Origin of the sequence: Rhodococcus sp. JVH1, assembly GCF_000280725.2 — a bacterium.
In the GTDB taxonomy this organism is placed as follows: Bacteria; Actinomycetota; Actinomycetes; order Mycobacteriales; family Mycobacteriaceae; genus Rhodococcus_F; species Rhodococcus_F jostii_A.
Window position 1 is genome coordinate 7,391,524 of sequence record NZ_CP166289.1, and the last position, 26,572, is coordinate 7,418,095.

The following is a 26,572-nucleotide window of genomic DNA, read 5'->3' on the forward strand; positions in this document are numbered from 1 at the left end:
TATGCCGGAAGTGCGTCACGTGCTGATGGTTGTCAGGCGCCGGAGGCGGCGCGGGTGGTGATTGGTTGTCTGAGGATGGTGCGCTGCTTCTCGGGCGCGATCCTGCGGAAGTCGTTGAGGTAGATCTCGTGGTGCTTGCCGGACACACATAGTCCGTTGCTCGGGATGAAATCGTCGTGCAGTTGTGCGAGCACGGATGCTTCGTCGTCGAAGGAGCCGGCGTGCAGTGTCTGCACACACCGCCCTTCGCTCAGATCCGCGAGTCGGACGTCGAGGCGTATCGGGCGGTTCTTGGCACCGGCCTGTTCGACAGCGGCGGTGAACATAGCCTGGTCGACCCAGTTCGGGGTCATGATCATCATCGTCCAGTCCCATCGCGACTTGTCCCGCACCGTGGTGAAGGAGTCCATGTCGTCTGCCCACCACAAGCCCTCGAGCGGAGGGACGACATAGTCGCGGCCGAGGTCGCGCTTGCTGGCGAACTTCAGCTTGTACGCGATGGGGTAGAGGGCTTCGACGGCGTCGCTGAATGCCGGTGAGGTGTTGGGGTCGCCGTGACCGTCGACCATGAGGTATTGCAGGTCGGGCACATCCACGATCCGGAACTCGCCGCGTGGGGCCTGGTAGGCGGCGAGGGTCTTCTTGAAGTCGGTCTTGTCCGTCATCGGGCACCTGGACTCGCGTAGCGAGCCACCACCTTTCTGCCTCCGAGAGGCTCGATGAATAGAAGAACATCTCATGCGTCGGTTGCGGGGTGCGGTTCCGTCTCGCACCGCCTCGGCCGCCGCGGGGTGGAGTCCGCGGCGGCCGAGGATCGGCGAGCACCTTCGGGGTACTGGCCGGGGGAGGGGGTCAGTCAGCGATGGTGGGCGGCTCGGTGAGGAAAGGGCGTACTTCGAGCCACTCATGGATCGGTTTCCCTCCCGCCCCTGGAGCAGCGGAGAGCTCTCCTGCCAGCTCGATGGCGCGTTCGTAGCTGTCGACGTCGATCATCATCCAGCCGGCGATGAGGTCCTTGGTCTCGGCGAAGGGGCCGTCGGTGACCGGTGGGCGACCCTCGCCGTCGTAGCGGACGAACATTCCGTCGGGGGCGAGCGCTTGACCGTCGACGAACTCGCCGCTGCCTTCGAGTCGGTCCGCGAAGTCTTGCATGTACTGGATGTGGGCCGAGATCTCCTCCGGCGTCCACTGGTCCATCGGCACGTCGTTGACCGCAGCCGGGGCGCCGCGGTAGTGCTTGAGCAGAAGATACTTGGCCATCGTGTTTCTCCTCGGTGGTGGTGCGGCCCATTGTGGTCGCGTTCATTGTGGAGACGGAGCCGGTCGGAATTTCTCGACATGCCACCCGAAGAATTTTTTCGGGTCTCGTCCGAACCCGGGGCGGGGGCTGGTTGCGGTATCCGGGCGCGTCGTGCACAGCGCTCGCGGCGCACCTCGTCACAGTGTCGGCCGGTCCGCCGGCCGTGGGAGTGGCGCGAGTGCGCCGGCGTCCCGTAGTCGGCCGTACACGCGAACAATCGTGTCGATGTCGTCCGGTGCTGCAATGTGCAGAAGCACGCCGCCGTCCAGCGTGTCCTGACGGACCGCCTCCGGGCCGTCGGGTACCAGGACGGCGCGGGCCGCGGACAGATAGCCGAACCGGCCGACGACAGGATCGCCGACGGTGAACCCGGCGTCGTCTTCGAGGGCATCGAGAATGTCGTCGTCGCTCACGTCACCGAAGTCCGGTTCCCACACCGACGCAAGCATTGCGAGTAATTCGGATTCGGGGACGACGGCGCCGTCGGGCGCGTCGACCGCCATCACCAGCGACTGCAGGAGAAACTGCGGGACACCACCCGCCACGCCGGACAATTCGACCGCCCACCCGTCCGCACCGGTGTGTATCAGCCGCAATCCGGTTCCCGTCAGATCCGACCACGCTTCAGCGCGCTGCGCGTCCAGGAGTACCGCTGTCAGGTCGTCCGGCGAACAGGTGGTGTCCGGTCCCGACGTGTGAACCTGCCGCCACTCGCCTCGCACCGGTGGCGCGGCCGCCGGCAGCAGTTCCGTGACGTGCTCCAACGTCTGCCGCCACCGTCCTGCCAGCGTTTCGACCGGCTCCGGCCGCGGCCCCCAGAAGGCCCGTACGACGCGTCGCATTCGAATACGTCCTCCCCCTCGCGATCCCTACGGTCATCCGTGCGCCCCGGGCGTGATCAGCGTCCGCAACGAACCGTCGTGCACCTGATTCTGTCATCAGATGCGTCCTGCCAACTGGAAAGGAAGCATCGCTTCCGGGATTCGACGGGTGGTAACCATGTCGGCGATCCCCTCAGCTGTGGCAGGTGCCAGCGTGACACCCAACATGCCGTGGCCGGCGGCAAGGTAGAGGCCGCGGTGACCGGGAACCGGGCCGATGAACGGCAAGCTGTCGGGTGTGGCGGGTCGTAATCCGGCTCTACCGGACCGAATTTCGACATTCGTGTCGGGGGTCCATCCTGCCAAGTACGGGTGTACCCGGTCCACGAGGCGTCGGATCCGTCGCTCGGGGACCCGTTCGTCGCGGGCAGGTAGTTCGAATGCGCCGGCGATGCGTATCGCGTCGTGGTACGGGCTCAGTCCCAGCTTGGGTTCCATCAGGTACAGCGCATGGCGTGGGGAAGTGCCGGCTCCCCGGACGTCGATCTCCGAGGATCGTGGTTCAGGTGTGCGGGAGACCCGGCCGGGACTGAATCGGATGCTCGACGACGCAGTCAGGGGTCACTTTACGGTGGGGCGAGTGGTGTGGCGGGATCGGTTGGCGCGGTTTGGCGGTGGCGTGGATCGAGCGTTACCTGTCGGTGCTCGGGGTTAAGGTCGAGGTCCTGCGTGAGCATGGGGACACGTCGCTGGTGGAGGAGCTGATGGATGACTTCATGGCAGTGCTCGCTTAGTTTCCGGCCGTTTCTACCAGTTGCGGTCGATGCAGAGTCAACGTCGACTTCTTCGGCGATGCGGCAGCACGATGGGAGAGGGACTAGCTGATGGCCGATACCGGATTCACTGCGCTGCGGCAGTTCTCGTTCACCACCCGCCCCTACCTGGCTGTCGATGACGCGACCGGTGCGCCGATCGGGCTCGACGACCTCGACGTGCGTGTCGGGTGGCTGCTCGACCTGATCTGGGGCGCCGAAGCGCACCTGCTGTCGCGGCTGTGGCAACCGGCCACCTTCGATGTCCTGGCCGCCGGATGTGACAGCCGAGGCCGAAAACTGCCGATGCAAGGTCATGTCGCTGCTGCGCGTCTCGGCTGGACCCCGCACTACCCGGACGGTGTCTACGTCCCGTCGCGGGTCACGCGGGTGGTGACCGCGCAGGCAGTAGGCACTTTGCGGGCGCTGGCCTACCGAGACACCGCGATCACCGCACTGTCGGCCCGGTTCGACCCGGCCACCGGCCGCATCGCCGCACCCACTACTGCTGCGGAGTACGTCCCGTGCGGATACGCCCGTGGTGTGGTGCGGCAGCTCACCGCGCGCTCACACCGCACCGCCGGCGTGGCCGCGGAGCGCCTGCGGATCACCGACGTGCAAGCACCACCCCAGACCTCGGCGATGGCTCGGCTTTCCGCAGCGGATCGACAACTCGCACACCTCACCGTCACCGACGCCGTCATGACGTTGACCGTCACACTACCCACCACTCCCGCCCCGGAAGGACGCGCGCAGTGGCGACGAGTCCGGGTGACCGCCGCGATCCCACCGCACCTGCACGCGCGGCCGATCAGCGAGTGGCATCTCCCGACCCTTCATCTCGACCACCGAGGTCTGCTGTTGCGGTGCGCTGCCACCGAAGCAGTCCCCGCCGCGGATATGAGATCGGGAACGACGGCGGTGGGCGTGGACTGGTCCCCGTCCACACTCGGTGCTGCTGCCGTCGCCACCGAAACCCCGGATGGTCTGGTCTCGGACTATCGGGGTTTCACGTACGACGACCGCGGCCTCGGGGCGAAGCTGGCCCGCCTACAGACCGAAGGGCAGATGCTGCACCGCAAAGCTGCTCGCTTGACACGGCTGGCCGCCACCGCCCCACCGGAGGTCCGCGCCGAGCTGGAGGCGAAGATCGCCGTCCTCGACGAGCACCGCACCGCGGTGGGTGCCAAGCGGGGGAAGATCAACCGGGAACTGGCGTTCCACTTCGCCCGCCAGGCCACCGACTACGCCGTCGACGCCCAGGCGCAGCTGATCGCAGTGGAAGATCTCACCACCCTCGAGACCCGCGGACACGGACACGTCAACAACAACCGGGCCGCGCAGTCCGCCCGCCGCCAAGCCGTGGTCGCCCTCGCCCACACCGCCGCGGAGGTCGGCATCACCGTGGTCTCGGTGCCCGCCCGAGGATCGTCCGCATTGTGTCCGGGCTGCGACGAACCACTTGCACGCCCCGGCGGCTACCACGACGCGTGGTGTACTCGCTGCAAGGTCGGCGGCAACCGCGACCACATCGCCGGGGTGAACCTGGCCAAACGCGCGCTCCTCGGCAAGAACAACGTCACCCCCCGGCGTGGGCAGTTGCCCGCGATCCGGGTCGCCGAGCACGCGCCGGTGCGCCAGTGCCGCCACAAGAAAAGTCCCACACCGCGTCGGCCGCGACACCGCCGGGTCCGCCACAGCCTGCCGATCGCACCACAGCGGATGGGGGTGACTCCGAAACAGCATGTTCCTGCACCACAAGCGTCGGTGTGGGACACGGTCAAACCCGTACCGCCGCACGGTGATGCGGGTAGCCGTGACACACGTCCATCTCCCACGCCCGCCACGCAAGTGGTAGATAGTGTGAGATCTACGTAGACGCTTCCCAGGAACACACCGAGGAGGCACCGATCAAGCCGCTCATCAAGGAACTGATTGGATGAGCATCAGTCGAGCTCGCCGGTTACGGCCCGTGCACCCTGCGGAAACCCTGTTCGAGTGTTCGACACGCTGACCTAGCCGGCGAGGGTCTGACGGTCCGTTGATGTGCACCGATGCGACGTTCTCGACCATGATTCCGAACACTACGGACGACGTGCGGGAGCCTCTTCCATCTGTGTTCGAGCGAAGACGAGGCCCCATTCCTGAAATTGTCGAAATCTCCAGGTGAACCATCGGAACTGACGGTCTCGAACACGCCAATCGTCAATTTCCATCGAGCGATTCAACTGATCCGCTAGAGAGTCCTCGTCCGCGGCGGCGAGCTTCGTCAGTTCGTGACCGCGGGGCGGGTGGGCCTGCGGTCGTCGGCGAACATGGCCTCGATCCTCGACTTGATCTCCGCGGTGCTCATGGTGCCGCTGCGCCGGGGCGTCTGCCGTCCGGTGGGAGTCGTCGGGGCAATCGAGGTTGTCGCCATGTGTCCTGCTTTCGTCGGTTACCGATATGTGTGCCTCACGGTCACGGTTGTGATCTGGTTCACATCGTGGCCGACTATGTTGTACACCACATGTTCGGTCCCGTGCCACTCGGCCTGGTCACCTCGGCGGTGAGTGGGAATGTGACCGAGCGGGTGCGAGGTCCGGCTGATTGCGATGGCCCGAGCGTAGAATTGCGCGGGTTCGGTCGATCACGCTGGGCCCGGATTTCGGTGAGGCCTTACCGAACTTCTCCGGCCTCGTCGCCGGTCTGCGCTGCTCGGTCGTCGGCTCCGAATTGCGACGAGATCGGGAAGGTATTTCAGCGATGCGAACCGATGGAGACAGTTGGGACATCGTCAGTAGCGTGGGCCTGACCGCGTTGGGAGTGGCGACATTTCGGGCGTTGGAGACAGTGCGCCCCGACGCGCTGATTCAGGACGACTACGCGCGGTGGTTCGTCGAAGCGGCGGGTGAACCGCATTTCACCGGGCTGTTGGCCGACCCGTCGTTACTCGGGGACATGCCGTTCTCGGGCTTCATGGGTGCTCGGACCAGATTCTTCGATGAGTTCTTCTCGTCAGCCACGAGTGCGGGGGTTTCGCAGGCGGTGATCCTCGCGGCCGGGTTGGACGCACGGACGTATCGCTTGGACTGGCCGACCGGCACGACGGTCTTCGAGGTCGACCAACCGAAGGTGCTGGAATTCAAAGCGGAGGTCCTCGCCGATCATGTGGCCACGGCGAAGGCTGATCGTCGCCCGGTGGCCGTCGATCTTCGAGACGACTGGCCTGCCGCCCTCGAAGCCGCAGGCTTCGACCCCGGTAAGCCGACCGCGTGGTCGGTGGAGGGGCTGCTGGCTTATCTCCCGGGCGCGGCGCACGACGCGCTGTTCGAGCGGATCGACGAGCTTTCCGGCCCCGGTAGCCACGTTGCCGTGGACAACTTCGCGGCGGGAACCGATATGCAACGCCTCGACGCCATCAGGGCGAAGTATTTCGCCGAGAATCCGTTCGGCGACCTCGACATCTCCGAACTGTTCTACGGTGACGAGCGGGCCGATCCGGTGCAGTGGTTGACCGGGCACGGCTGGTCGGTGCGGTGGTCCACTTCGCTCGAGCTGGCGGCTGCCTACGGCCGGCCGGTCGCGGATCTCCCCGACGAACTTGTCGATCTATCGGAGCGGTCGACGTACCTGACGGCGGTCAAGTAACCCAAGGTCCAGCTCGCGGCGATAAACGGAAAAACGTGCCATTGCGGTGGGCCGCCATCCGCGCGTACATTGGAAGTTGCGGATCGAGAGAGTAATCGGCAACGGTGAAACAATCGAGAAGCAGAGATCCGGCCGAGAATGTGAGAGCATTCCCGGCCGAACCCCTGTCTGGGGCATTTTCCCGCTCACCGACCTGGTCGAACTGGTGCTTTATCACGCGGTTGGCACGAGTCGCACGCCGGTCTCGGCATCGGTGCTGTGAGCATCACTATTCTCAATCCTGCTCTGCAGCAACGTCATCGACGATCCGCGCCGGTGTCTGTCGGGAAGCGGTAGGGGAGGGATTTCGGCGAGTGCGCCACGGGGCCATCCGGTCGAGGAGCCTGTCCTTCAGGACCAGTACATGGAAGAGGACGGCGGTCATGTGTGCGGTGAAGGTGAAGAACAGCAGGTAGGCGAATGCGGTGTGAGCCCGCCTCAGTACCGCGTAGACGGTGGGATCGGGTGCAAGCAGGGTGGGCAGGTGCAGATGCTGGTACAGGGTGATCGGGTTGCCACCGGCCGAGAGCATGGCCCACCCGGTGAGTGGCTGGATCACGAGCAGCCCGTAGAGCAGGTACTCCGACGCGGTTGCGACCCGGCGCTCGACCTGTCCCATGGTGGCGGGTGGTGCGGGCGTGCGGAACACCAGCCGGTTGCCGATGCGGACGATCACCAGGACGAGGATCGCGGCGCCCAACGGGACGTGCACCGCGCGCAGCAAATGGTAGTGGTCGAGTGTCGTCACCATGACGGCGCCGACGAGCAGTTGTGCAATCACCATGACCGCCATCGCCCAGTGCAGCAACCGGACGGTCGGCGCGAACCGGAGTGGGCGGTCGGTCGGGTCAGCGGTCATCGCGCACCCCATCCACGTCGACGGGGGCCGGCGGTTCGGGCTCCCCGGACCGGCGGGTGAACGATTCGGTGTAGACCGCGGAGCGGGCGCTGAGCAGGGGATCGTCCGAGGGTGCGATACCGGTGGGGAGGATGAGCGGATCGAAGTTGAGGTCCCGCGCGTTGTGCGGCGCTTCGGTCCGGACCGCCTCGATGGTCACTGTGCCGACGTCGAGGACCTGCCGGGTCGGCGGCCACGGCCGGGTGGCGTCGTCGGTCCGATCGCCCGGCTGGCCGATGGTGAGCAGCATCCGCCACCGCAACGTCGCACGCGAGACTGCCGCGGTGAGTGCGTCAAAGAGATGGTCGCGCCCCAGCGGCGGCAGGCCGGGGGAGCGGGCCGGTTGCTCGGGGACCAGTGTCCACCGAACCGGAACCATGACTCCGGCGTCGTTGGTGCAATGGAAGGCGTTGAGACCGTAGAAGGTGCTGTTGTCGAACCCGGAGGTCGGTGGATGCTGTCGGATGAAGTTCATCGCCGCCGCGGTCTCGGGATGGCGGGACAGAAACGCCGCCATGCGATCCGGATCGGGTTTGCCGGTGGCCGGGTCCGTTTTCGAGGCGAGCAACCGCTCGTAGAAGCCGTCGGGTGTCCGGTCGGGGAACACCGGGGTGTTGATCATCGCGGTGCGCCACTGCTCGCCATCGGGGAGGTCGAACGCCAACCCAAGCCCCCGGACCGTGTCGTCGGCATCCGGAGTGGACGGATTCTGACCCGAGAGTGAGAACCGGCCGGTCACCGGGATGCGTCCGGCCCGGAAAACGCTGGCGGTGGAGACTATGGACCCGGCGCCGGTGGCGGTGAAATATCCGGTCGCGCCGACTCCTTTGGCGTGATTGCGCCGGAATCCGTCGTGATGCCCGGCGACCTCCTCGAACCGGTCGGTCAGCCGTGCCGGCGTCAGCGCGTCGGCGTCCAGTGTCCCCGCCGCGCAGAGGAACCCGCCGACGTCCACTGCCGCAATGGCGCCCACCGCGGCCAGGCCGAGCAGCGCACTGCGCCGACTGACCGCGGGGCGCGGCGCCCTGACCGGGGGTGGGGTGGCGTCATCCATGGGCGGAGTCGACCGTCACCACGTGCCAGGTTCCCTTGACGCCGTCGCCGCTCGTCTGCCCGGGGGCGGTGTCTTTCGCGAACCGGTACAGCGGGTGGCCGTCGTAGGTGATCTGCTCGGCCCCGTCCGGCCGCATCGTGGCACCCGCGCGGGCGGAGAGGGTGGCGTCGGGCTGGGGTGCTCCGAGCGAGGGCGGCCAGATCTCGGCGCAGGGGCCGGTGCACCGGATGGTGCCCGGGGTGTCCTCGTCGAATCGGTAGAGCGTGAAACCGTCTTCGTCGGTGAGCACTGTACCGAGGGCGGTGTCCCAGGTGCCGAGTTCCACCTGTCCGGCCGCGGAGGCTGACGGCGGCATCGGGCGCTGGGCGTCGTCGGTGGCGGCGCCGCACGCCGACATCAGCGCGATCGTGGCGCCGGCGCCGGCCGCCGCAAGAATCGACTTCTTCAGCATCGTCGTGGGTCTCCATTCGTTCGTTCCGTGTGCCGGATCGTTCGGCGCTGGGGAGTACGGATGGTCGGCGATACACGTTCAGCGGCCGCAGTCACCTCCGCGCATCCGAGTGGCAGAATTCGAGATGAACGCCGCGCCGCCGATGCCCGTACTCCTCGGTGGGTGTCGGGCGGGCCGACGCCGTATCCGGTGTTTCGGGAGGTGAGTGGTGCGGCTTCGTATCGTGCGCACACGCGGGGACCAGTCCGAGGGCGGCTTGGATGACGAGACGGTGTTGCGGGCCGCCTACGACGAACACGGGAGGGAACTGTTCGTCCTCGCCTACCGGTCCCTCGGAGACCGGGGCCGCGCGGAGGAGGCGGTGCAGGAGACGTTCCTGCGGGCGTGGCGGCGCGCGGACCGGTACGACCCGCAGCGCGCTACGCTCCGGACCTGGCTGTATGCGATCTGCCGCAACGTGGTGATCGACGCGATCCGGGCTCGTGCCGCCCGACCCGAGCTGGCCGACGCGGCACCGCCCGAGCTTCCCGCGCCCGAACGACCCCTCGAACAACTGCTGGTGGGGCTCGAGATGGAGGAGGCGTTGCGGCGGCTGTCCGATCAGCACCGCGCGGTCCTGGTCGAGATTCACCTGCGCGACCGGCCCGCCGCCGAGGTCGCCGCACAGCTCGGCATTCCCGTGGGCACCGTCCGCAGTCGTGTGTACTACGCGCTGAAGGCTCTCCGACTCGTACTCGAAGAAATGGGGTGGCATGGTGATTACTGACCGCTGCCAGCAGATGCGCACCATGCTGGGGATGTACGCGCTCGGTCGCCTCGACGACAGCGAGACGATCACGCTTCGCGCCCACCTGGATGGCTGCCCGGGGTGCCGCACCGAGTTGCGTCTGCTGACGCCGGTGGCGGCTGCTCTGTCGGCGGCGGACCCGGACCGGATCACCCAACCTGCACCCCGGCCGTCGTCGACGCTGCCCGACGCGATCTTCGGGGCGGTCGACCGCGAACGCGGGCGGAAGCGGTACCACCGGATCGCGGTCGCCGCCGCGGCCGTCGTGATCGCCGTCGGCCTGGTGGCCGGCGGGTTCTTCCTGCGCGGGGGCACCCCGACGGCCCCGCCCGGGCAGCCGGTGGCCTTCACGGTCCTCGCCGCAGGTGTGGATGCCTCCGCGCGGGTGGAGAACAGGGCGTGGGGAACCGGAATCAGCCTCGACGTCGCCGGACTCCCGCAGGGCCGCACCTATAACGTCTGGCTCCAACGCTCCGACGGAAGTCGCATGAATGCCGGCAGTTTCATCGCCGGCGGCGACAAGACGATGTCGATGCAGTTGGCGGTGGGGCTGCCGATGTCGGATGCGACGATGCTCGGAGTGAGCGCCCCGGGCGACGACCGGACCCTGCTGCAAGCGCCCCTGCGGTCCTGACCGGCGCCAACCCTCGTGGACGATTTAGAGGAGCAGGCCGTCGCGAGCCACGACCCGGCCTGCCCGCACCACCGTGTCTCGACGGGGGACGTCGACGACGATCTGCGGCACGCATTCTCCGTCCAGCAACATGAAGTCGGCAGGCGAACCCGGTTGCAGGTCGGCCCGCGGTAGCCCCATGACGGCAGCACCGCCGTCGGCGGCGAGCGTGTAACACGCCTCGAGGTCCGCGTCGAGGCGTGCGTCGAGTGCCCAGCCGAGCAGCCACGCGCGGTGCAGCATGTCCGCGTTACCGAATGGGCTCCAGTTGTCGCGAACGCCGTCCGACCCGAGCCCGACTCGGACACCGCGCTGCGACAGGTGGCGGAAGGGCAATACCGTTGTCGCGGACAGCGCTGCCGTCGTCAGTGCGATGTCCGCCTCCGCCAGCAGGTCCGCCGTCGACTCCAGTGAGTGGCAAGACAATTCAGCTACGGAGAAGGCGTGGCTGACCGTGACCCGGCCCTGCAAGCCGGCCGCTCTGGTGCGCTGGGCGATGTCGGTGAGTGTCGCGGCACCCGTCTCGCCGGTGTCGTGGAGGTGGATGTCGATCGGCAATCCGTGTCTTTCGGCGATCCGGAAGACGATGTCGAGTTGGCGGGGGTCTCGTCCCGTTCCGCCGGGGGTGTGGTCGAAACCGGCGGGGTCGATGCCACCGATCACGTCGATCAGCCCGCTCTCGGCGGCCACCTCGAGCAGTCCCGCGGCGCCCGGGGTCCGGTCGACACCGTGCTGTGGGAACGCGACGATCTGGACGTCCATCGCGTGGCGCAGGGCATCCCGGGCGGTGGCCACCGCTTCCACCCCGGCGAGCCCGTACGCGGGCGCCACGTCCACGTGCGCCCGCATCGCTCGTGTCCCGAGGGTGGCGGCGTGCGACATCAGCTGGAGGGCTCGGTCCGCGACGGGTGGTTGGGCGCGGTGGAGTTCGACGTCGCCGGCAACGAGTTCCTCGATCGCGTGCGCGGTCCGCCTGCTGTACCACGGCTCGCCCCACGCGGTTTTGTCCGGATGGATGTGGGCGTCGACCAGGGTCGGCACGGCGGTCTTCCCGAGGCCGTCGACGTAGTCGACGGCGGCTCCGTCGGGAATACTCTGTGCCAGTATGCCGTTCACGGCGATCAGGTCTCTCGCCGCGCCGCCGAAGGGGCGGACGTCGCGGAAGACGGTGACGGTGGTGTCTTCGACGGTCATCGTGTTTCTCGGTCCCGTTCCACGTCGACGCTGGTGAGTGATGCGTAGCGTGCCGGATCGCTGCGGCGGATGCGCAGGGCGACGTACAGGCCCGCCGCCGCGACAATCGGCAACGGTGCGAGCAGGAGGACGTTGACGAACCCGGAGCGTCCCGTCAGCAGGTCGAAGTGCACGTTCGCGAGCATGGTGAGAACTGTGAGTCCGGCACAGGAGATCAGCGGCGCCCACACCACTCTTGCCGCCGACAGACCCCGCCGGTCGCGGCGGAAGAAGGCGTACACCGCGAGTGCGGCGAATGCCTGCATCGCCATGATGCCGAGGACGCCGATGCTGTTGGTCCACAAGAACACCACCGAGTACGGATCCACCGCGGACGCAGCGCCGGCAAGGACGATCACCGCGCTGAACGCGGTCTGCGCGATCACGGCGCCACTCGGTGAGCCGTGGCGCGCAGACACCCTTCCCAGGAACCGCGGCAGGAGCCCTTCCCGGCCGAGGGCGAAGAGGTAACGGGCGGCGGCATTGTGGAAGGCCAGAGCCGCGGCGAACGCGCTGACGATGATGAGAGCGTGCATGGTGTCGGCCAGCCACGCACCGACGAACAGTTCACCCGCCTCGAAGGTGAGATCGGGCCCCGCCGCCGAACCGGCCATCGCGACCGCGGTGTCGGTGCCGAAGGCGCCCATGATCAGCCACACCCCACCAGCGTAGAACAGTGCGAGGAACCCGACGGCAATGTAGGTGGCGCGCGGGACCGTCCGCTTCGGATCGTGCCTCTTCCGCGTAGATCGCCGTCGCCTCGAAACCGGTGAATGCGCCGATCACCAGAACGAACATCCCGGCCACCCCTCCGGTCGCGAGCGTGCCCGGATCGAAGGACTTCACATCGAGTGCGGCCAACCCGCGTTCGCCGAGGATCCCCGCATTCATGACGAGCAGCGACGCCACCTCCAGGATCAGGGCGACACCGAGAACCTTGGCGCTGAGTGTGACCTTCAACCAGCCGAGCACACCGACGGCGGCAACACAGACGCCCGACAACACCCACCACGGGATGTCGGCGCCCGTCGCACTGCGGATAGTCCCGGCCGCGAAGTAGCCGAAGGCGGCGGCGACCCCCGGTGTGATGAGGTTGTAAGACATGACGGCGATGTATGCGATTCCGACGCCGAGGCTGCGGCCGAGGCCCCGCGCGACGTAGGCGTAGAAGGCGCCGGCGTTGCGCACATAGAGACTCATCGCGGTGAAGCCGGCCGCGAACAGCGTGAGCAGCGCACCCGCGATCAGGTAGGCGAGTGGGGCACCGGCTCCTCCGATCCCGATCGCAAAGGGCGCGACTCCCGCCAGCACGGTCAGCGGGGCAGCGGCGGCGACAACGAAGAAAACGAGGTCGAACGTACCGATTCGACCGGCGGCGAGCCGGCCGTCGGTGGTCTTCTGCGCGGGGGCCTCGGCTTGGGAGACGTTTCGGTCAGTGATCACGGGAATCCTCGAAGGTCGGTGGCTGAATGCGGATGGTGGTGAGTGGCGTCGGGCCGACGATCCGGCCCCCGTGGAGGACGAGAAGTCGTTCGGGATGGGAGGCAACGGCTTCGGGGACACTGCCCGCGGCGACGGCCACCACATCGGCGCGTTTGCCGGGAGCCAGCCCGTAATCGGTCAGGCCGAGTGCGGCTGCCGCCTCGTCGGTGGCGAGGGCGGCGGCGTACCGGAGGTCGTCGTCGGTCATCAGCTCGCCCTGCAGGCCGATGATGGTTGCGCGTTCGAGCATGTCGGCGGTCCCGTACGGCCACCAGGTGTCACGGATGTTGTCGGATCCGGCGAAGACCCGGACTCCGTGTTCACGCAGACGGAGCACCGGAGGCATCGACCGGCTCGGGCCGTTGGTCATGATCGCGACTCCGGCTCGGGCGAGCGCCTCGGCCACCCGGTCCAGGTCGTGGTCGTCGAGTTGCCCGAGCGCATAGGCGTGGCTGACGGTGACCTTCCCGCCCAGACCCAATGCTTTTGTTCGCGTGGCAATTTCGCGTAGCTGGTGGGCGCCTGCCTCACCGCCGTCGTGGAGGTGGATGTCCACACCGGCGCCGTGCCGCTCCGCGAGCCCGAAGACGACGTTCAGCTGACCGTCGACATCGCCGTCGAATCCGGCGGGGTCGAGTCCTCCGATGACGTCGGCGCCGTCGGCGAGTGCGGCATCGAGGAGGTCGGCCACTCCCGGGGCGGTGACGACCCCGCTCTGGGGAAAGGCGACGAGTTGGATACCGAGTCGCGTGCGGAACTGTTCTCGCACCGCGAGGAGTGCGTGCAGTCCTGTGAGTTGCACGTCCGGGTCGATGTCGACGTGGGAGCGCACGTGCCCGGTTCCGAGCGACACCATGCGCCGGGCGAGGGCTGCGGCGCGTTCGGTGGCCGGCGCCTGCGTGTTGCGGCGCGATAGTCGCTCGGTGGCGATCTGTTCGCGCAGCGTCGGTGAGGTTCGGTGAGGCTGCCACGGGGAGCCGAGCAGGGTTTTGTCCAGATGACAGTGTCCGTCGACGAGCGCGGGGAGTAGTAGGGCGCCGCCGAGGCGATAGGCGCCGGGCCGGTGGTGGCCGGGCCGGTGATCGTCGACGGATTCGATCCGATCGCCGTGGAGTACGACGTCGGCGCGTCGGCCGCAGGGAAGAGTGACGTCTTCCAACGCCGTGGGTGTCGCGGTGTCGGGCGCGGTGGGATCGTGCACGGTGCCGATCGAGTGATGCATCAGTGTGTCTCCGGGTGTAGGCATAGGGGTATCAATGTGCAGGTCAGAGTTGGTTTGTTTCGAATGTCCGGGACGAAGTTTGGTCTACGGTATACCAAATGACCCGGGTGCGGAAGAGATCACCGAAGCCTGCAATGATGCGAGGGAGAGTCTGCGACCGAGCAGGCCCATCCCTCGAACCTGGAGTCGCGCAATGACCACCCGCCGCACCGCGCAGCGCTCCGCCTCGATCGGGGGCACCCATCAGTCACTGCGAGATCGCGCCTACATCGAATTGCGCGAACGCATCATCGAAGGCCGATATCCGGCCGGGTTCCGGCTGGTCGAGCGGGAACTCTCCGAGGAGTTCGGCCTGTCACGGATCCCACTGCGCGAGGCGCTGCAGCGATTGGAATCCGAGGGATTCGTGACGGTGGCACCACGACGCGGCGCCGTGGTCGCGAAATTCGACGCGGCCGCGGCCGAGCACCTGTTCGATGTGCGTGAGAGCCTCGAGGGGCTGGCGGCGCGGCTGGCAGCGCTGCACGCCACCGCCGACGAACTCGATGCCCTGCGTGCCATCGTGGCCCGTTCCCGCGCCGCCGCGGAGACCGGAAAGACCCGCCAGGTCGTCGCGCTCAACGCGGACTTCCACCGGACGATCGTCGAGGCATCCCACAACCCCCTGCTGCAAGATCTGATGGCGCCACTCGACGCGCGACTGCGACGGCTGTTCCGCCTCACCTCGACCCGCGACGACGGCGACACCATGTGCGGCGAGCACGAGCAGCTCTACCAGGCGCTCCGAGCTCGAGACGCGGACGGAGCGGAAGAACTGGCCCGGCGACACGTCGTGGGCACCCGGGTCGAGGCCCTCCGCTCCCTGGCCGCCGAAACCGAGACGACCTGAGGGTCGGTGCGTAGCAAGCGGGCAACCACGGTCTCTCCCACGACTGCGACGACCCCAACGCACCTGGCTATCCGATCAAGGACACCAAATCTACTCGCCGCGAATATAATTCGAGCTTCTCCTCCGCTGAGGACGCTCGGGCCGAGCCGCTCGTGTCAGAATGCCGGCGCGGGCATTCGTTCACCGGCCGAGTCGTGCCAGCCGTTCGCCCGGTGTCGTCGCACCCCAGACGCCGTGCTGTTGGCCGGTGTGGAGGGCATACTCGAGGCATTCCTCCACCACCGCGCAGCCGCGGCAGAACTCCTTGGCGAGATCTTCCCGCTCGGAGCGAGCGTTCCTGCGTTCGGCGTCAGCCGGGAAGAAGATCTCCGCGTCCGCTTCATGGCAACGCGCAGACAATCGCCACTGCCACAACTCGGTGTCGTGAGGTTGCAGTGTCGTCACCGGTGTCGACATCTTTCGACTACCCCCTTCGCTCTCGGTCGCCCCGAATTACAGCCCATTCGGCAACACACGAGAAGAATTCGAATCTCCAGGATTTCCGGGGTGAAGTCGCTGCGCCGTTCGTGGTGAGCCACTGAAGATCTGATCGGCGTGACCCGAATCCTGTTGTTCGACGACTGCTCTTGCGATGCTGACCGAGTGACACCCGGGCGGCCTCGAACGGCAGACGCATGACCATCCTCGATCCCCCTACAGTCGACGCTGCGAGCCTCGGAGTCTACGACTCGATCACCGACGCCATCGGCAACACACCCCTCGTCCGGTGGAACCGGGTAACCGGAAGCATCTCCGCGACGGTGTATGCCAAGCTCGAGTTCCTCAACCCCGGCGGAAGTGTGAAGGATCGCGCCGCCCTGGCCATGATCCACGCGGCCGAGGAATCCGGGGAACTCCTGCCCGGAGGCACCGTCGTGGAGGGCACGTCGGGCAATACCGGGGTCGGGCTGACGTTGGTCGCCGCCGCTCGGGGATACCGTTCCGTGGTCGTGGTCCCCGACAAGACGAGCGTCGAGAAGATCGCGTTGCTGCGGGCGCACGGGGCGCAGGTGCATGTGACACCGGGCGGCCGGCCCAGCCATCATCCCGAGTTCGTACGCAACGTGGCCACTCGACTCGCGGCGGAGATTCCCGGCGGCTGGCTCGCCGGCCAGTACGACAACCCGGCCAATCCCGACGCGCACCGCACCACGACCGGACCGGAGATCTGGCGTCAGACCCAGGGCCGAGTCAGTCATTTCGTTGCCGGTGTCGGAACCGGTGGGACCATCACGGGGACGGGGGAGTTCCTGACGAAGATCTCCGGCGGGGCCGTGCAGATCATCGGTGCGGATCCCGAGACCTCCGTGTACGGCGGGGGAGACGGACGGGCCTGGTACATCGAATCCGTGGGGCATTTCCTGCACCCGCAGACCGTGCAGGACGAGTGGCCGGATTCCTATCACCCGGACGTCGTCGATCGACTCGAGCGGATCCCGGACATCGAGGCGCTCACGGTGCTGCACCGTCTCGCCCGGGAGGAAGGCCTCCTCGTCGGCGGTTCCGCCGGTACCGCGGTCGCCGCCGCCCTGAGGGTCGCGCGGACCCTCGGTCCAGACGACGTCGTGGTCGTGATCGTCCCGGACTCGGGCCGGGCCTACCTGTCGAAGTACTTCGACAACGAGTGGCTGGGACGGCTGGGCTTCCCGCTCTACCACGCAGCGACCGGACCCGTTGTCGGTGACGCACTGGGCGGCCGGGGAATCGCACCCCGGGCCGTGCCGTCCACCGCGACCGTCGCCGAGGCACGTGGCGTGCTCGCGGACGCCCCGGCCCTACCCGTCGTGCTGGCGCGGCCGGTCACCGGTCCGGTCGTGGTCGCGGAGATTCTGGGGTCCATCAGTGCCGCGGCGCTGTCACACGCTCCGGACGACGACCTGATCGGCGTGCACGTCGATCAGCCGTTGCCCGTCGTGGGAGTCACCGAAGAGTTGTCGGTGGCGGTGCGACGAATCGGGGGGCACCGGGGGCCGGTCGTCGTGTCCGAGAACGGGCGGGCCGTAGTGTTGGTCGACGCCGACGCCGACGCCGACGTCGTCCGCACCTCGCCCGTCGCGTGAAGTGCGGTGATCCGTCACCCTTGATCGAACACCTTCTCGAAGCAATTCGAGAAGGGCAAGATCTCGTATGGGGAGAAGATCGGAATCCGGAAGTAGCCACTCTTCTCGTACAACCTGACCGCATCGGGTTGCCGGTCGCCTGTCTGGAGAATCAGGCGTGGGCGCCCCGCCTTCCTGGCGGCATCCTCGACCGCGCTCAACAACGCTGTGGACACTCCGGTTCCGCGATGTTCCACTGTGACGAACATCCGTTTCAACTCCAGGTCGTCGCCGTTCCACCTGAGCGCGGCGTGACCGACCGATTCTCGATTGTCGGTAGCCCCCGCGGCGGTGTACACGACCACTGTGAGGAAAACGGACGTCGGGTCAACCGCATTGGTGGCGGCGCGGTCTGCAGTCGATACTCGGTCGGAGTATCGCGGCCCCACTTCGTCGGCCATGGCCGCTCGCAATGCCTCCGCATCGGGATCGAACCACGACACCTCACGTACGTGATGTGTCGAGAGTGCTAGTTCAGAAGGCATGTACATTCTCCGTCGATGAAACCGCGATGTGGTCGATGCTCCACCATTTTCACTCTGGCTGCGAGGGTTGAAATCATGGTGACGCCAATGAGTGTCCCTATTTCTGCTCACTGCCCCTGCTGTATCGGGATGAGGTCCGCCTTCTGCTCGCAACCGCAGTCCCAGCGCTCGGGAGTGGCCCCGGAAAAGTGATCGCTGAATTACAAGGTGCGCTGGATCTTTTCGATCTGGAGGAATCTATCTCCAGTTGTGACGGACTATCGCACGTCAGGTCCTGTTTCCCGTCGTGGAGGACACAAGGCGTGGACGTCCAACGGGCGCAATCGAGGTTAGTCTCGCGAGGTCTGGATGCTGGTCACGTGATCCGGTCGGGCGTTGAGGCATCTCTCTGGGAAAGTAGGGAAAGAACACGATGACAGCGGCGCACACGGTCGGTCCGGACATACTCTCCGCCGAATCGGTGGGACAGCAGGATTCGCCGGTCTCAGCCAACCGAGATCGCCCGCTGATCACCGCCATCGAACAGGAATCACATACCATGAGTCTCGAATTCCTCTGGTACATACCGAATCAGGTCACCCCGGGACACCGCGGCGACGCCGTCACGGTTGACCACAACAGCCTGGATACCCTCACGACGCAGGCGAAGGCCCTCGAGGAACACGGCTGGAAGGGGGCCTTGATCGGCACCGGTTGGGGTCGGCCGGACACCCTCACCGTCGCCGCCGCCCTTGCGGCCAGGACGGCGACGTTCGAGCCGCTCATCGCGATCCGGCCCGGCTACTGGCGACCGGCTCACTTCGCTTCCGCAGTCGCTACTCTCGATCATCTGACCGGTGGCCGGGTTCGGATCAACATCGTGTCCGGGAAGGACAACCTCGGAGCGTACGGTGAACACGAGAGCGACCAGGCGCACCGTTATGCCCGCACGAAGGAGTTCCTCCAGCTCGTCCGCAAGCTGTGGACCGAGGAGAACGTCACCTACCGGGGTGAGCACTTCCAGGTCACCGATTCCACGGTGCTGCCCCGGATCTTGCCGCGCGAAGATCGACCGCACCCGAAGCTCTACTTCGGTGGCGCGTCCGAAGCCGCCGAGCGTGTTGCGGCGACCGAGGCCGACGTTCAGCTGTTCTGGGGTGAGCCGCTCGCGGGTGTGCAGGAGCGGATCGAGCGGTTGCGCTCACTGAGTCAGGAACTCGGCCGCGAGCATGCGCCGCTCGAGTTCGGCCTGCGGATCACCACCTTCGTCCGGGACACGACCGAGCAGGCCTGGGCCGAGGCAGAGGCGAAGGTCGCGGAGATGGCGAAGAATGAGGGTGCGCCTCCACAGAACCCGCATCGCCAGACCGCCGTGGGACAGCAGCGACTCCTCGACCTGGCAACCCGTGGCGACGTACTCGACGACAACCTGTACACCGCACCCGGGAAGGTCGGTGGCGGCGGCGCCGGCACCACCTGGCTCGTCGGCTCCCCGGAGGACGTCGCGAAGTCGCTGCGCAAGTACCAGGATCTCGGCATCACCCACTTCGTGCTCTCCGACACCCCGTATCTGCCGGAGATCGAGCGCCAGGGCAACCAACTGCTGCCGTTACTGCGCGAATGAGCCGGGGGAGCCCTACTTGCGCTTCCCCGCAACAGCTTTGCGCAAACAGTGACAGTCACCCGCCCGCGCTGTCGGCGCGAGCGGGTGAGTGGTTGTCAGAGCCTGAGTCCGGTTCCGTGCACCCCGTGCTCCTCGATGAGCGCGAGTTCTTCGTCGGTGAGCGGCGGGAAGTTCAGGGCCGCGATGTTGTGGTCGAGCTGCTCGGTCGAACTCGCTCCGATCAGCGCCGAGGTGACCTCCTGCCGCCGCAGCACCCACTGCAGTGCCAGCTGTGCGAGTGACTGGCCACGAGCCTCGGCAATCTTGTTGAGCTCGGCCGTGCGCTGCCGGTAGGTCTCGTCGATCACATCCGGCGTCAAGAACGCGCTGTTCTGTGCTCGTGCGCGCTCGGGAATCGTCTCCAGGTACTTGTCCGTCAGCAGACCCTGCGCCAGGGGTGAATACACGATCAGCCCGAATCCGTCCTGCCGGGCGGTGTCCAGCAAGCCGTTCTGTTCGGGACGACGGTCGTAGATCGAGTAACGCGCCTGGTGGATGAGCAGCGGAACGCCGGCCTGGCGTAGCAGTTCGGCGGCTTCGTGTGTGCGATCGGGTAGGTAGTTGGAAATGCCGACGTAGAGCGCCTTGCCCTGCTCCACCGCGCTGACCAGAGCCCCGACGGATTCCTCCAGTGGCGTGCTGAGGTCGGGGCTGTGGTGGTAGAAGATGTCGACGTAGTCGGTGCCGAGGTCGCGCAGACTGTGGTCGAGCGAGGTCAGGATCGACTTGCGCGAGCCGCCTTTGAGATACGGGCTCGGACCGATCGGGTTGCCTGCCTTGGTCGACAGGATGAGTTCGTCCCGATAAGGAGCGAGGTCCTTGGCGAGCACGGCGCCGAAGTTCTTCTGGGCTGCGCGATGCGGTGGGCCGTAGCGGTCGGCGTTGTCGAAGTGGGTAATGCCCAGGTCGAACGCGTGGAGGATGATCTCCCGCTGAGTCGCAAATGCGTAGTCGCTACCGAACTTCTGCCACAGGCCGAACGAGAAGGCGGGCAGATCGAGTCCGGAGTTTCCGGTTCGGTGGTACGGGACCTTCTCGTAGCGGTCTTCGGCCGCGGCGTAGGTGAGATCGAGGGGGCTGTCGGTCATCGGTGTCGTCTCTTCCGTTCTGTTCGGTTGTTGTCGCGGGTCGGTCACAGACTGGCGCGCGGTGTCGCCCGGTGCCGGAGAGACGGCGCAACATCGAGTCTGCTCCATACAAACACTGTCACCGGACGGCGATGGAAAGTGAATCGTTGAGATCGTGCAGATTCTCTGAAAAGACTGTCGAGCCGGCACCACATGCGCGACGAGACACAGCAGAAGCGGGGCAGAGTGCGGATCGTTTGACCCGATCTCGAATCGATCCGATCGATAATGTGGACAACGGCCCGAGGTCCCGCCCATCGTCGAGAAGTTCGAATCACTATCTTGGGGCTGTGGGCGATGACACCTGGGCCGGTGTGGCCGACCAAATTGCCGATGAGGCGTATGCCTCGGTGAAGGGACGCGTGCGCATCTATGTGCTGCACCAGCAGCTGTTGGAGCATTTGCCGGCGCCCCCAGCGACAGTGCTCGACGTCGGCGGCGGCGCGGGCAATCAATCGTTTCCGCTGGCCCGAGCCGGTTACGACGTGACGGTGCCCGACCCGTCGTCGGTGATGCTGGACAAGCTCGACAGCGACTCCAGCGACTGCCTGGTGAGGCCCAGCGACGGGTGACGCTCGTGGAAGCCGACGGCGAGAACGCCGACGAGGCGGTGAATGGTCAACGGTTCGCCGCCGTGCTGTGTCACGGCGTGCTCGGGTACCTGGAGCAGCCGGAGCCGCTCGTCGACCAGCTGTGCCGGTGCACTGCCGCCGGTGGCGTCGTATCGATCACGACGGGCAACGCGAAGGCGATGGCAGTGCGCCCGGCCTTGGAACAACAGTGGGACGACGCCCTGGCATCGTTTGACACCAGGGGGGAGATCGGGGTGCTGGGAGTGCCGACTCGAGCCGACACGGTGGAGGAACTCCGCGAACTTGTGCGGATCCGCGGCGTGGAGCCGATGAGACTCCTACCGTCAACTCAGCCGCGTCTTTCACCTCGTGGGACGCAAAGGTCCGGGCTGACGGGACACTAGCGCTGGGTGATGGTCCGCTGACCGCGCTCGGTGTGTGCAAAAACGTCGACCCGAAGGCGACCGGTTCTTCGCGACTACATCGAGGATGGCAGGATCAGGTCATCGAGATCGGAACCTCGATGTGAGGGTCCGGATCGAGATTTAGGGAGTATCGGCATGGCGCAGGGCATTGTGAAGTGGTTCAACGGTGAGAAGGGCTTCGGTTTCATCGCACCCGACGACGGAACTCCGGACGTATTTGTGCACTACTCGGAAATCTCGGGCAGCGGTTTCAAGTCGCTCGACGAGAACCAGCGTGTGGAGTTCGAGGTCGGCCAGGGCCAGAAGGGCCCGCAGGCCACGAACGTGCGCTCTGTCTGACCAGCGCAACGTGGGGACCGCATCCGGTGGGTGCGGTCCCCACTTCTGTCGCCGGATGGGTATCGGGTGAGGGCGCCGGTATCGAACTGCACGCCGAGGGCGCTGAGATATTGGAATCGTCGGGTCAGCTGACGCGGATGAGTTTCTTGTTCACGAATTCGTCGATCCCGTATTTGCCGAGTTCGCGACCGAAACCGGAGCGCTTCACGCCGCCGAACGGCAGCTCGACTCCTTCGGCGCCAACGGCATTGACGAACACCATGCCGGCCTCCAGTGAGTCGGCGACGCGGTAGGCCTGATCGGGGTCCGTGGTGAAGACATACGAGCCGAGACCGAACGGAGTGTCGTTCGCCAGCTCGACGGCCTCATCCTCGGAACGCACCTTGTAGATCGTCGCAACCGGCCCGAACAGTTCCTCCCGGTAGGTTCGTGAATCCCGCGACACGTTCGTCAGCACGGCGGGTGGGAAGAAGGCACCCTGGCGTTCACCCTCCGACACCAGCGTGGCGCCCTCGGCGATCGCCTGCTGCACCTGCTCGGACAGCCGGTCGGCGGCGGCGACCGACGACAGCGGCGCGAGTCCGTCTGCGGTGGCGAGCACCTCCGCGGTGAATCTGCCGACGAAGTCGTCGTAGAGGTCCTCGGCGATGATGAATCGCTTCGCGGCGTTGCACGCCTGCCCGGTGTTCTCGAAACGACCTTCTATTGCCGCTTTTACGGTGGCGTCGAGGTCATCGGAACTGAGCACGATGAACGGATCGGAACCCCCGAGTTCCAGCACCACCTTCTTGAGGTTGCGGCCGGCGATCTCGGCGACCGCTGCGCCCGCACGCTCGGACCCGGTCAATGACACGCCCTGGACCCGCGGGTCGGCGATCGCGTCGGCGATCTGCTCGTTGGTGGCGTAGACGTTGACGTAGGCGCCCTCCGGATATCCGGCGTCGGTGAAGATCTGGTGCAGTGCCGCCGCCGATTCCGGGCATTGCGGTGCATGTTTGAGCACAATGGAGTTGCCCAGTGCCAGATTCGGACCCGCGAACCGGGCGACCTGGTAGTAGGGGTAGTTCCACGGCATGATGCCGATCAGCACACCGATCGAGTTGCGGCGGATCAGCGCGGTACCCTCGCCCTCGACCAGGTCGATCGGCTCGTCAGCCAGGAACTTCTCGGCGTTGTCGGCGTAGTACTGGTAGATCGCGGCGCTGAAGTCGACTTCCCCCAACGACTGGTCCAGCGGCTTGCCCATCTCCCGCTGGATGATCTTGGCCAGTTCGTCGCGGCGTTCGGTGTGCAACTCGGCGACCTTCCGGAGCAGTTCGGCGCGCTCAACCACCGTCGAGCCGCGCGACCACTCGCGGTGCGCCTTCTCCGCCGCGGACAACGCCGCCTGCATCTGCTCGTCGGTCGCGGTCGGATATTCGCGCACCGTCTTTCCGGTGGCGGGGTCCACAACTGCGTACAGGCTCATGTTCACGTCTCCTCGGAAAGGGTGGGGCATTTCAGTATCGCTTGCGATGGGCGCCCGGGGTGGTCCACACGAGTAGATCGCCCGATCTTCACCTCGAGCGGCCGGCAACAGGCCGTGCGCTCGAGACACGAGGTGGGGGCGGCGCCGCCTCAGCAGGTCGCTTATTCGGGGCGGCACGCAGTGAGATCGTTCACTGTTGAGCAGGCGGATGGTATGGGGGTATAGGCTTGGTGCATCGGAATGGTTGTCGCATCGAGCGAGTCGGCTCACGCGTTCCCGATTCGAGAGAATGCCGGCCGATTTGCGGCCGATGCAAGGAGCGTCCATTTTGATGCCAAGCGCTACAGGCCCGCACGCCCAGGCGCCGCGCAGATCCGCACCGCGCGACCATCTCCCAGGGTGTGCACCACGCCTGATGGCGAGCCGAATGAGCCGCCCACGACATCATGCGGACGCGACACATTTCGACAATGATCTACGCGGTCGCCATCACCCCAGCCGGCCGCGCCCACATACACCTGAATCAAGGAACAGAATGACCATCGATCACGACAAATCCGAACTCCCACTCTTCTCTGCGCAGCGAACGCTGACCCACAGCACCCCGGAGCCCGTCTCCGACGCGCCGCGCACCGGCGATTCCCCCACGCAAACATCCGCCGAGATCCACCGGTTACTCTTCAGCGACGAGTGAGTAACCGTGCCCGCCGTCAGGGCTGGGGGATCGGGCCGGTCGTGGCGTGGCAGTCAGTGGTGAGTGCGCGACAAGCGCGGTCAGCGGTCAGGCTTTGCGGGTGACGCCGCCGCGAGAAACCGGTCTCGGTCGACGATCGCCCGGTCGATCTCGCCCGACGCGACCACCTTCCCCGAGCTATCGGTAGCCCGCACGGTGAAGGTGAGGCGGTGGCCGACAGCGGCGGCTTGTGGCTCGGCCGCGATCTCGACGGTTGCACCGACCGGTGTCGGGCCGCGGTGCTCGATTCGGACAGCGGTCCCGACTGTCGTCTGGCCCGCACCGATGAACGATGCAGCGCAGGTGACGGTGGCCGCCTCCATCCACGCAATCAGCCGTGGGGTCGACAGCACAGGAACGTCACCGCTGCCCAGTGCGGTCGCGGTATCGGACTCAACTACCTCGTAGCGCACACCGATACAGCACGCCAGGCGCGGCCGAACCCTTGGTCGGCGCTTCCGGTTCCGGCTTTCACGGTCCCGCCGGTGGTGCACGATGACGCAGCACCGCAAAGACGTGTGCACCCGGACATTCCGTGGCGACATCTCCGATACCGGTCGTCGCGGTGGTGCGTCTGAGACACTGGCTGCTGAGGCGAGAGCGAGCGGGCTGGCTGCGCAGCGGCCCAGGCGCCACGATCGTCACGACACGGGACTACGAGGGGGATCGCGACAGTATGCCGGGGATCGATGGGCACTTGGACTCGAGGCAACGCGCGGGGGCGCGGTTTGCACGGCGTACGCGATTTGTCGCCCTCGTCGGCGGCCTCACCGCCACACTCGCCCTGGGGCCGGTACCGCTGGCCACCGCACAGCCGGCACCGGGTGACGGTCTTCGCTGGGGGTCCTGCCCGGCCGAATACGAGCTGGACCCGGCATCCGATCAGTGCGCCTCGGTCACCGTTCCCCGCAACTACGCGGACCCCGCCGCCGGCACGATCGACGTGCTCGTCACCCGCCACCGCGCCGAGGATCCCGGCTCGCGCCGCGGCGTGCTGTTCACCAATCCCGGTGGGCCCGGCGGAGACGCGATCGGCTCGAACAGCATGTTCGTCGAGATCCTGCCCGACGCGGTCCGCACACAGTGGGACGTGATCGGTGTCCAACCGCGCGGTCTTCCCTACGCCGGCGCGGTCGAGTGCGTGCTGGCCCCTGAACAGACGACGGCGATGAGCCTCGGCTTCGGCGGTGCTGCGACGCGTAACGCATGTGAGTCCGCTGCGCCGGGCACCACGGCGCACCTGACGACCGAGAACACCGCGAAGGACTGGGAGCAAGTCAGGCTCGCACTCGGCGAGGACGTCATCGACATCTACGGCCTCTCGTACGGCACAATTCTCGGATCCACCTATGCGACTCTCTTCCCTCAGCACACCGGTCGCATGGTCCTCGATTCTGCGGTCGACCAGAAGTGGCTGTGGAACGACGTGTTGTGGCAGCAGAACGACGGCTACAAGGATCGCTTCTACGACCTGATGGACTGGATCGCCGCCCACGACGACACGTACGGGCTCGGTGAGACTCCGCTGAAAGTGTATCAGCGGTGGTCGAACCGGATCGTCGAGGAAGCCGGCGGGAACCCGACCCTCGCGCCACCACCCGCCCAGATCGGTGACGTACCGCCCGGCCTGCAGGCCGCTGCGGACGCTTATCGCGGTGGGGTCGATCTCACCGGACCGGCACGCGTTCAGTTCGAGGCCTTCGTCCGTCGTCTCGCCGACCCGTCGCACGCCCAGATGTCGTCCAGCATCTACGTGATGACGCGGCAGGTGCTTCCCGCCCGCAACAGCTGGCCGCTCATGGCGCGGGTGATCCGGGACGGTCGAGATGCGATTCCCGACGGCACCACGATGGACGACCTGACGGAGCAAGAGTACGAGCGGATTGCCCAGGCCCAGATGATGCAGTCACTGGTCCTGTGCAACGAGAACAATGTCGCTGCTCGGCCGGACCGCATTCCGGGTTGGCTCTTCTCCACCTTGGTCACCGGAGATCTCTTCGACCTCATCGGGTACAGCTACAGCGCCGGGCCCGAATGTACCGGTGCGCCGCCCGTTGTCGCGCTGCCCACGTTGAGCAATCGAGGACTGGCGACGGCCCCGCTCGTCCTGCAGGGAATGCGCGACCCGCAGACCCCCTATCAGGGGGGAGTTCAGCTCGCCCACGACATGGGGGCGCACCTCGTCACCGTCGAGGGAGGAGATCACGGTGCGGGGATCCAGGGTGGCAACGTCGTCGTCGACCAGACCGTCACCGAGTACCTCGAGACCGGGCGCACCGCTGTCACCCACACCCCTGAGGCGCCGATCACCGCACCGCTGTGAAGGCCGGGGCCGGGCCGCGGACGAAGTGA

General features: G+C 66.6%; 27 protein-coding genes and 1 pseudogene. 12 read left to right on the plus strand and 16 right to left on the minus strand.

Annotated elements, in window-relative coordinates:
- Nucleotides 1-32 precede the first annotated feature (32 nt).
- From JVH1_RS34745 to JVH1_RS34760, 4 genes are all read right to left on the minus strand, one after another.
- Nucleotides 33-665, minus strand: a complete 633-nt coding sequence (locus tag JVH1_RS34745) for a GyrI-like domain-containing protein (RefSeq protein ID WP_009473240.1) — start codon at nucleotides 663-665, stop codon at nucleotides 33-35.
- Between the two features lie 187 nt (nucleotides 666-852).
- Nucleotides 853-1,260: a YciI family protein gene (locus tag JVH1_RS34750; protein WP_009473239.1), complete on the minus strand. Its 408-nt coding sequence runs from the start codon at nucleotides 1,258-1,260 to the stop codon at nucleotides 853-855.
- Nucleotides 1,261-1,437: 177 nt separating this feature from the next.
- Nucleotides 1,438-2,142 carry a hypothetical protein gene (locus tag JVH1_RS34755; RefSeq protein ID WP_009473238.1) on the minus strand — a complete coding sequence of 235 codons (705 nt, stop codon included), beginning with the start codon at nucleotides 2,140-2,142 and terminating at the stop codon, nucleotides 1,438-1,440.
- 96 nt (nucleotides 2,143-2,238) lie between these two features.
- Nucleotides 2,239-2,739 (minus strand): NAD(P)/FAD-dependent oxidoreductase, encoded by a 501-nt coding sequence (locus JVH1_RS34760; protein ID WP_371113101.1) that lies wholly within the window; start codon nucleotides 2,737-2,739, stop codon nucleotides 2,239-2,241.
- A gap of 266 nt (nucleotides 2,740-3,005) precedes the next feature.
- Here JVH1_RS34760 and JVH1_RS34765 point away from each other — a divergent pair, with 266 nt between their 5' ends.
- Nucleotides 3,006-4,811: a zinc ribbon domain-containing protein gene (locus JVH1_RS34765; RefSeq protein ID WP_371113065.1), complete on the plus strand. Its 1,806-nt coding sequence runs from the start codon at nucleotides 3,006-3,008 to the stop codon at nucleotides 4,809-4,811.
- Nucleotides 4,812-5,202: 391 nt separating this feature from the next.
- Here the strand turns inward: JVH1_RS34765 and JVH1_RS34770 are convergent, their stop codons facing one another.
- Complete coding sequence (locus JVH1_RS34770; RefSeq protein WP_009473232.1) at nucleotides 5,203-5,352, minus strand: hypothetical protein; 150 nt, start codon at nucleotides 5,350-5,352, stop codon at nucleotides 5,203-5,205.
- A 326-nt stretch (nucleotides 5,353-5,678) separates the two neighbouring features.
- Here JVH1_RS34770 and JVH1_RS34775 point away from each other — a divergent pair, with 326 nt between their 5' ends.
- A complete protein-coding gene (locus JVH1_RS34775; RefSeq protein WP_043777819.1) occupies nucleotides 5,679-6,563 on the plus strand; it encodes a class I SAM-dependent methyltransferase in 885 nt (294 codons plus the stop codon).
- A gap of 274 nt (nucleotides 6,564-6,837) precedes the next feature.
- Here the strand turns inward: JVH1_RS34775 and JVH1_RS34780 are convergent, their stop codons facing one another.
- The 3 genes from JVH1_RS34780 to JVH1_RS34790 are packed head-to-tail and all read right to left on the minus strand — an operon-like array spanning nucleotide 6,838 to nucleotide 9,005.
- The gene (locus tag JVH1_RS34780; protein WP_009473229.1) at nucleotides 6,838-7,461 is read right to left on the minus strand and encodes a cytochrome b; all 624 of its coding nucleotides are present in this window, start codon (nucleotides 7,459-7,461) and stop codon (nucleotides 6,838-6,840) included.
- The gene (locus JVH1_RS34785; protein ID WP_009473228.1) at nucleotides 7,451-8,554 is read right to left on the minus strand and encodes a catalase family peroxidase; all 1,104 of its coding nucleotides are present in this window, start codon (nucleotides 8,552-8,554) and stop codon (nucleotides 7,451-7,453) included. Before JVH1_RS34785 ends, JVH1_RS34780 begins: the two co-directional genes overlap by 11 nt.
- Nucleotides 8,547-9,005 (minus strand): hypothetical protein, encoded by a 459-nt coding sequence (locus JVH1_RS34790; protein WP_009473227.1) that lies wholly within the window; start codon nucleotides 9,003-9,005, stop codon nucleotides 8,547-8,549. The genes JVH1_RS34785 and JVH1_RS34790 overlap by 8 nt, the downstream gene beginning before the upstream one ends.
- Nucleotides 9,006-9,213: 208 nt before the next feature.
- Between JVH1_RS34790 and JVH1_RS34795 the strand changes: the two genes are divergently transcribed.
- Nucleotides 9,214-9,771 (plus strand): sigma-70 family RNA polymerase sigma factor, encoded by a 558-nt coding sequence (locus JVH1_RS34795; RefSeq protein ID WP_009473226.1) that lies wholly within the window; start codon nucleotides 9,214-9,216, stop codon nucleotides 9,769-9,771.
- Nucleotides 9,758-10,426 (plus strand): anti-sigma factor domain-containing protein, encoded by a 669-nt coding sequence (locus tag JVH1_RS34800; RefSeq protein WP_043777814.1) that lies wholly within the window; start codon nucleotides 9,758-9,760, stop codon nucleotides 10,424-10,426. Before JVH1_RS34795 ends, JVH1_RS34800 begins: the two co-directional genes overlap by 14 nt.
- Nucleotides 10,427-10,450: 24 nt before the next feature.
- Here JVH1_RS34800 and JVH1_RS34805 read toward each other — a convergent pair whose 3' ends face one another.
- From JVH1_RS34805 to JVH1_RS34815, 3 genes and pseudogenes are all read right to left on the minus strand, one after another.
- Nucleotides 10,451-11,659: an amidohydrolase family protein gene (locus tag JVH1_RS34805; RefSeq protein ID WP_009473224.1), complete on the minus strand. Its 1,209-nt coding sequence runs from the start codon at nucleotides 11,657-11,659 to the stop codon at nucleotides 10,451-10,453.
- A pseudogene (locus tag JVH1_RS34810) lies at nucleotides 11,656-13,141 on the minus strand (APC family permease). The gene JVH1_RS34805 and the pseudogene JVH1_RS34810 overlap by 4 nt, the downstream one beginning before the upstream one ends.
- Nucleotides 13,131-14,402 (minus strand): amidohydrolase family protein, encoded by a 1,272-nt coding sequence (locus tag JVH1_RS34815; protein ID WP_009473221.1) that lies wholly within the window; start codon nucleotides 14,400-14,402, stop codon nucleotides 13,131-13,133. Before JVH1_RS34815 ends, JVH1_RS34810 begins: the two are co-directional and overlap by 11 nt.
- 193 nt (nucleotides 14,403-14,595) lie before the next feature.
- Here JVH1_RS34815 and JVH1_RS34820 point away from each other — a divergent pair, with 193 nt between their 5' ends.
- Nucleotides 14,596-15,291, plus strand: coding sequence for a GntR family transcriptional regulator (locus JVH1_RS34820; protein WP_009473220.1), 696 nt, complete (start codon nucleotides 14,596-14,598; stop codon nucleotides 15,289-15,291).
- A gap of 180 nt (nucleotides 15,292-15,471) precedes the next feature.
- On the opposite strand, the gene JVH1_RS34825 is transcribed toward JVH1_RS34820, so the two are convergent.
- Nucleotides 15,472-15,735, minus strand: a complete 264-nt coding sequence (locus JVH1_RS34825; RefSeq protein WP_272942749.1) for a WhiB family transcriptional regulator — start codon at nucleotides 15,733-15,735, stop codon at nucleotides 15,472-15,474.
- A 230-nt stretch (nucleotides 15,736-15,965) separates the two neighbouring features.
- Here JVH1_RS34825 and JVH1_RS34830 point away from each other — a divergent pair, with 230 nt between their 5' ends.
- On the plus strand, nucleotides 15,966-17,390 hold the full coding sequence (locus JVH1_RS34830; RefSeq protein WP_009473217.1) for a PLP-dependent cysteine synthase family protein: 1,425 nt from the start codon (nucleotides 15,966-15,968) through the stop codon (nucleotides 17,388-17,390).
- A 14-nt stretch (nucleotides 17,391-17,404) separates the two neighbouring features.
- Here JVH1_RS34830 and JVH1_RS34835 read toward each other — a convergent pair whose 3' ends face one another.
- Nucleotides 17,405-17,914, minus strand: coding sequence for a GNAT family N-acetyltransferase (locus JVH1_RS34835; protein ID WP_009473216.1), 510 nt, complete (start codon nucleotides 17,912-17,914; stop codon nucleotides 17,405-17,407).
- Between the two features lie 538 nt (nucleotides 17,915-18,452).
- Between JVH1_RS34835 and JVH1_RS34840 the strand changes: the two genes are divergently transcribed.
- A complete protein-coding gene (locus JVH1_RS34840; RefSeq protein ID WP_043777829.1) occupies nucleotides 18,453-19,517 on the plus strand; it encodes an LLM class flavin-dependent oxidoreductase in 1,065 nt (354 codons plus the stop codon).
- Between the two features lie 95 nt (nucleotides 19,518-19,612).
- Here the strand turns inward: JVH1_RS34840 and JVH1_RS34845 are convergent, their stop codons facing one another.
- A complete protein-coding gene (locus tag JVH1_RS34845) occupies nucleotides 19,613-20,644 on the minus strand; it encodes an aldo/keto reductase (RefSeq protein ID WP_041810984.1) in 1,032 nt (343 codons plus the stop codon).
- A 329-nt stretch (nucleotides 20,645-20,973) separates the two neighbouring features.
- On the opposite strand from JVH1_RS34845, the gene JVH1_RS34850 reads away from it, so the two are divergent.
- The 3 genes from JVH1_RS34850 to JVH1_RS34860 all read left to right on the plus strand — a co-directional run bounded on the left by JVH1_RS34850 (nucleotide 20,974) and on the right by JVH1_RS34860 (nucleotide 22,019).
- Nucleotides 20,974-21,255, plus strand: coding sequence for a methyltransferase (locus tag JVH1_RS34850; RefSeq protein ID WP_237735092.1), 282 nt, complete (start codon nucleotides 20,974-20,976; stop codon nucleotides 21,253-21,255).
- Nucleotides 21,252-21,659 carry an SAM-dependent methyltransferase gene (locus JVH1_RS34855; RefSeq protein ID WP_043777806.1) on the plus strand — a complete coding sequence of 136 codons (408 nt, stop codon included), beginning with the start codon at nucleotides 21,252-21,254 and terminating at the stop codon, nucleotides 21,657-21,659. The genes JVH1_RS34850 and JVH1_RS34855 overlap by 4 nt, the downstream gene beginning before the upstream one ends.
- Before the next feature lie 156 nt (nucleotides 21,660-21,815).
- Nucleotides 21,816-22,019: a cold-shock protein gene (locus JVH1_RS34860; protein WP_005242781.1), complete on the plus strand. Its 204-nt coding sequence runs from the start codon at nucleotides 21,816-21,818 to the stop codon at nucleotides 22,017-22,019.
- Between the two features lie 124 nt (nucleotides 22,020-22,143).
- Here the strand turns inward: JVH1_RS34860 and JVH1_RS34865 are convergent, their stop codons facing one another.
- Complete coding sequence (locus JVH1_RS34865) at nucleotides 22,144-23,487, minus strand: NAD-dependent succinate-semialdehyde dehydrogenase (protein ID WP_009473210.1); 1,344 nt, start codon at nucleotides 23,485-23,487, stop codon at nucleotides 22,144-22,146.
- A gap of 535 nt (nucleotides 23,488-24,022) precedes the next feature.
- Between JVH1_RS34865 and JVH1_RS34870 the strand changes: the two genes are divergently transcribed.
- A complete protein-coding gene (locus JVH1_RS34870; RefSeq protein WP_009473209.1) occupies nucleotides 24,023-24,181 on the plus strand; it encodes a hypothetical protein in 159 nt (52 codons plus the stop codon).
- Between the two features lie 80 nt (nucleotides 24,182-24,261).
- Here JVH1_RS34870 and JVH1_RS34875 read toward each other — a convergent pair whose 3' ends face one another.
- A complete protein-coding gene (locus tag JVH1_RS34875) occupies nucleotides 24,262-24,633 on the minus strand; it encodes a thioesterase family protein (protein WP_009473208.1) in 372 nt (123 codons plus the stop codon).
- A 263-nt stretch (nucleotides 24,634-24,896) separates the two neighbouring features.
- Here JVH1_RS34875 and JVH1_RS34880 point away from each other — a divergent pair, with 263 nt between their 5' ends.
- Entirely contained in the window at nucleotides 24,897-26,543 is a 1,647-nt protein-coding gene (locus JVH1_RS34880; RefSeq protein ID WP_009473206.1) for an alpha/beta fold hydrolase, read from the plus strand.
- Nucleotides 26,544-26,572: the final 29 nt, after the last annotated feature.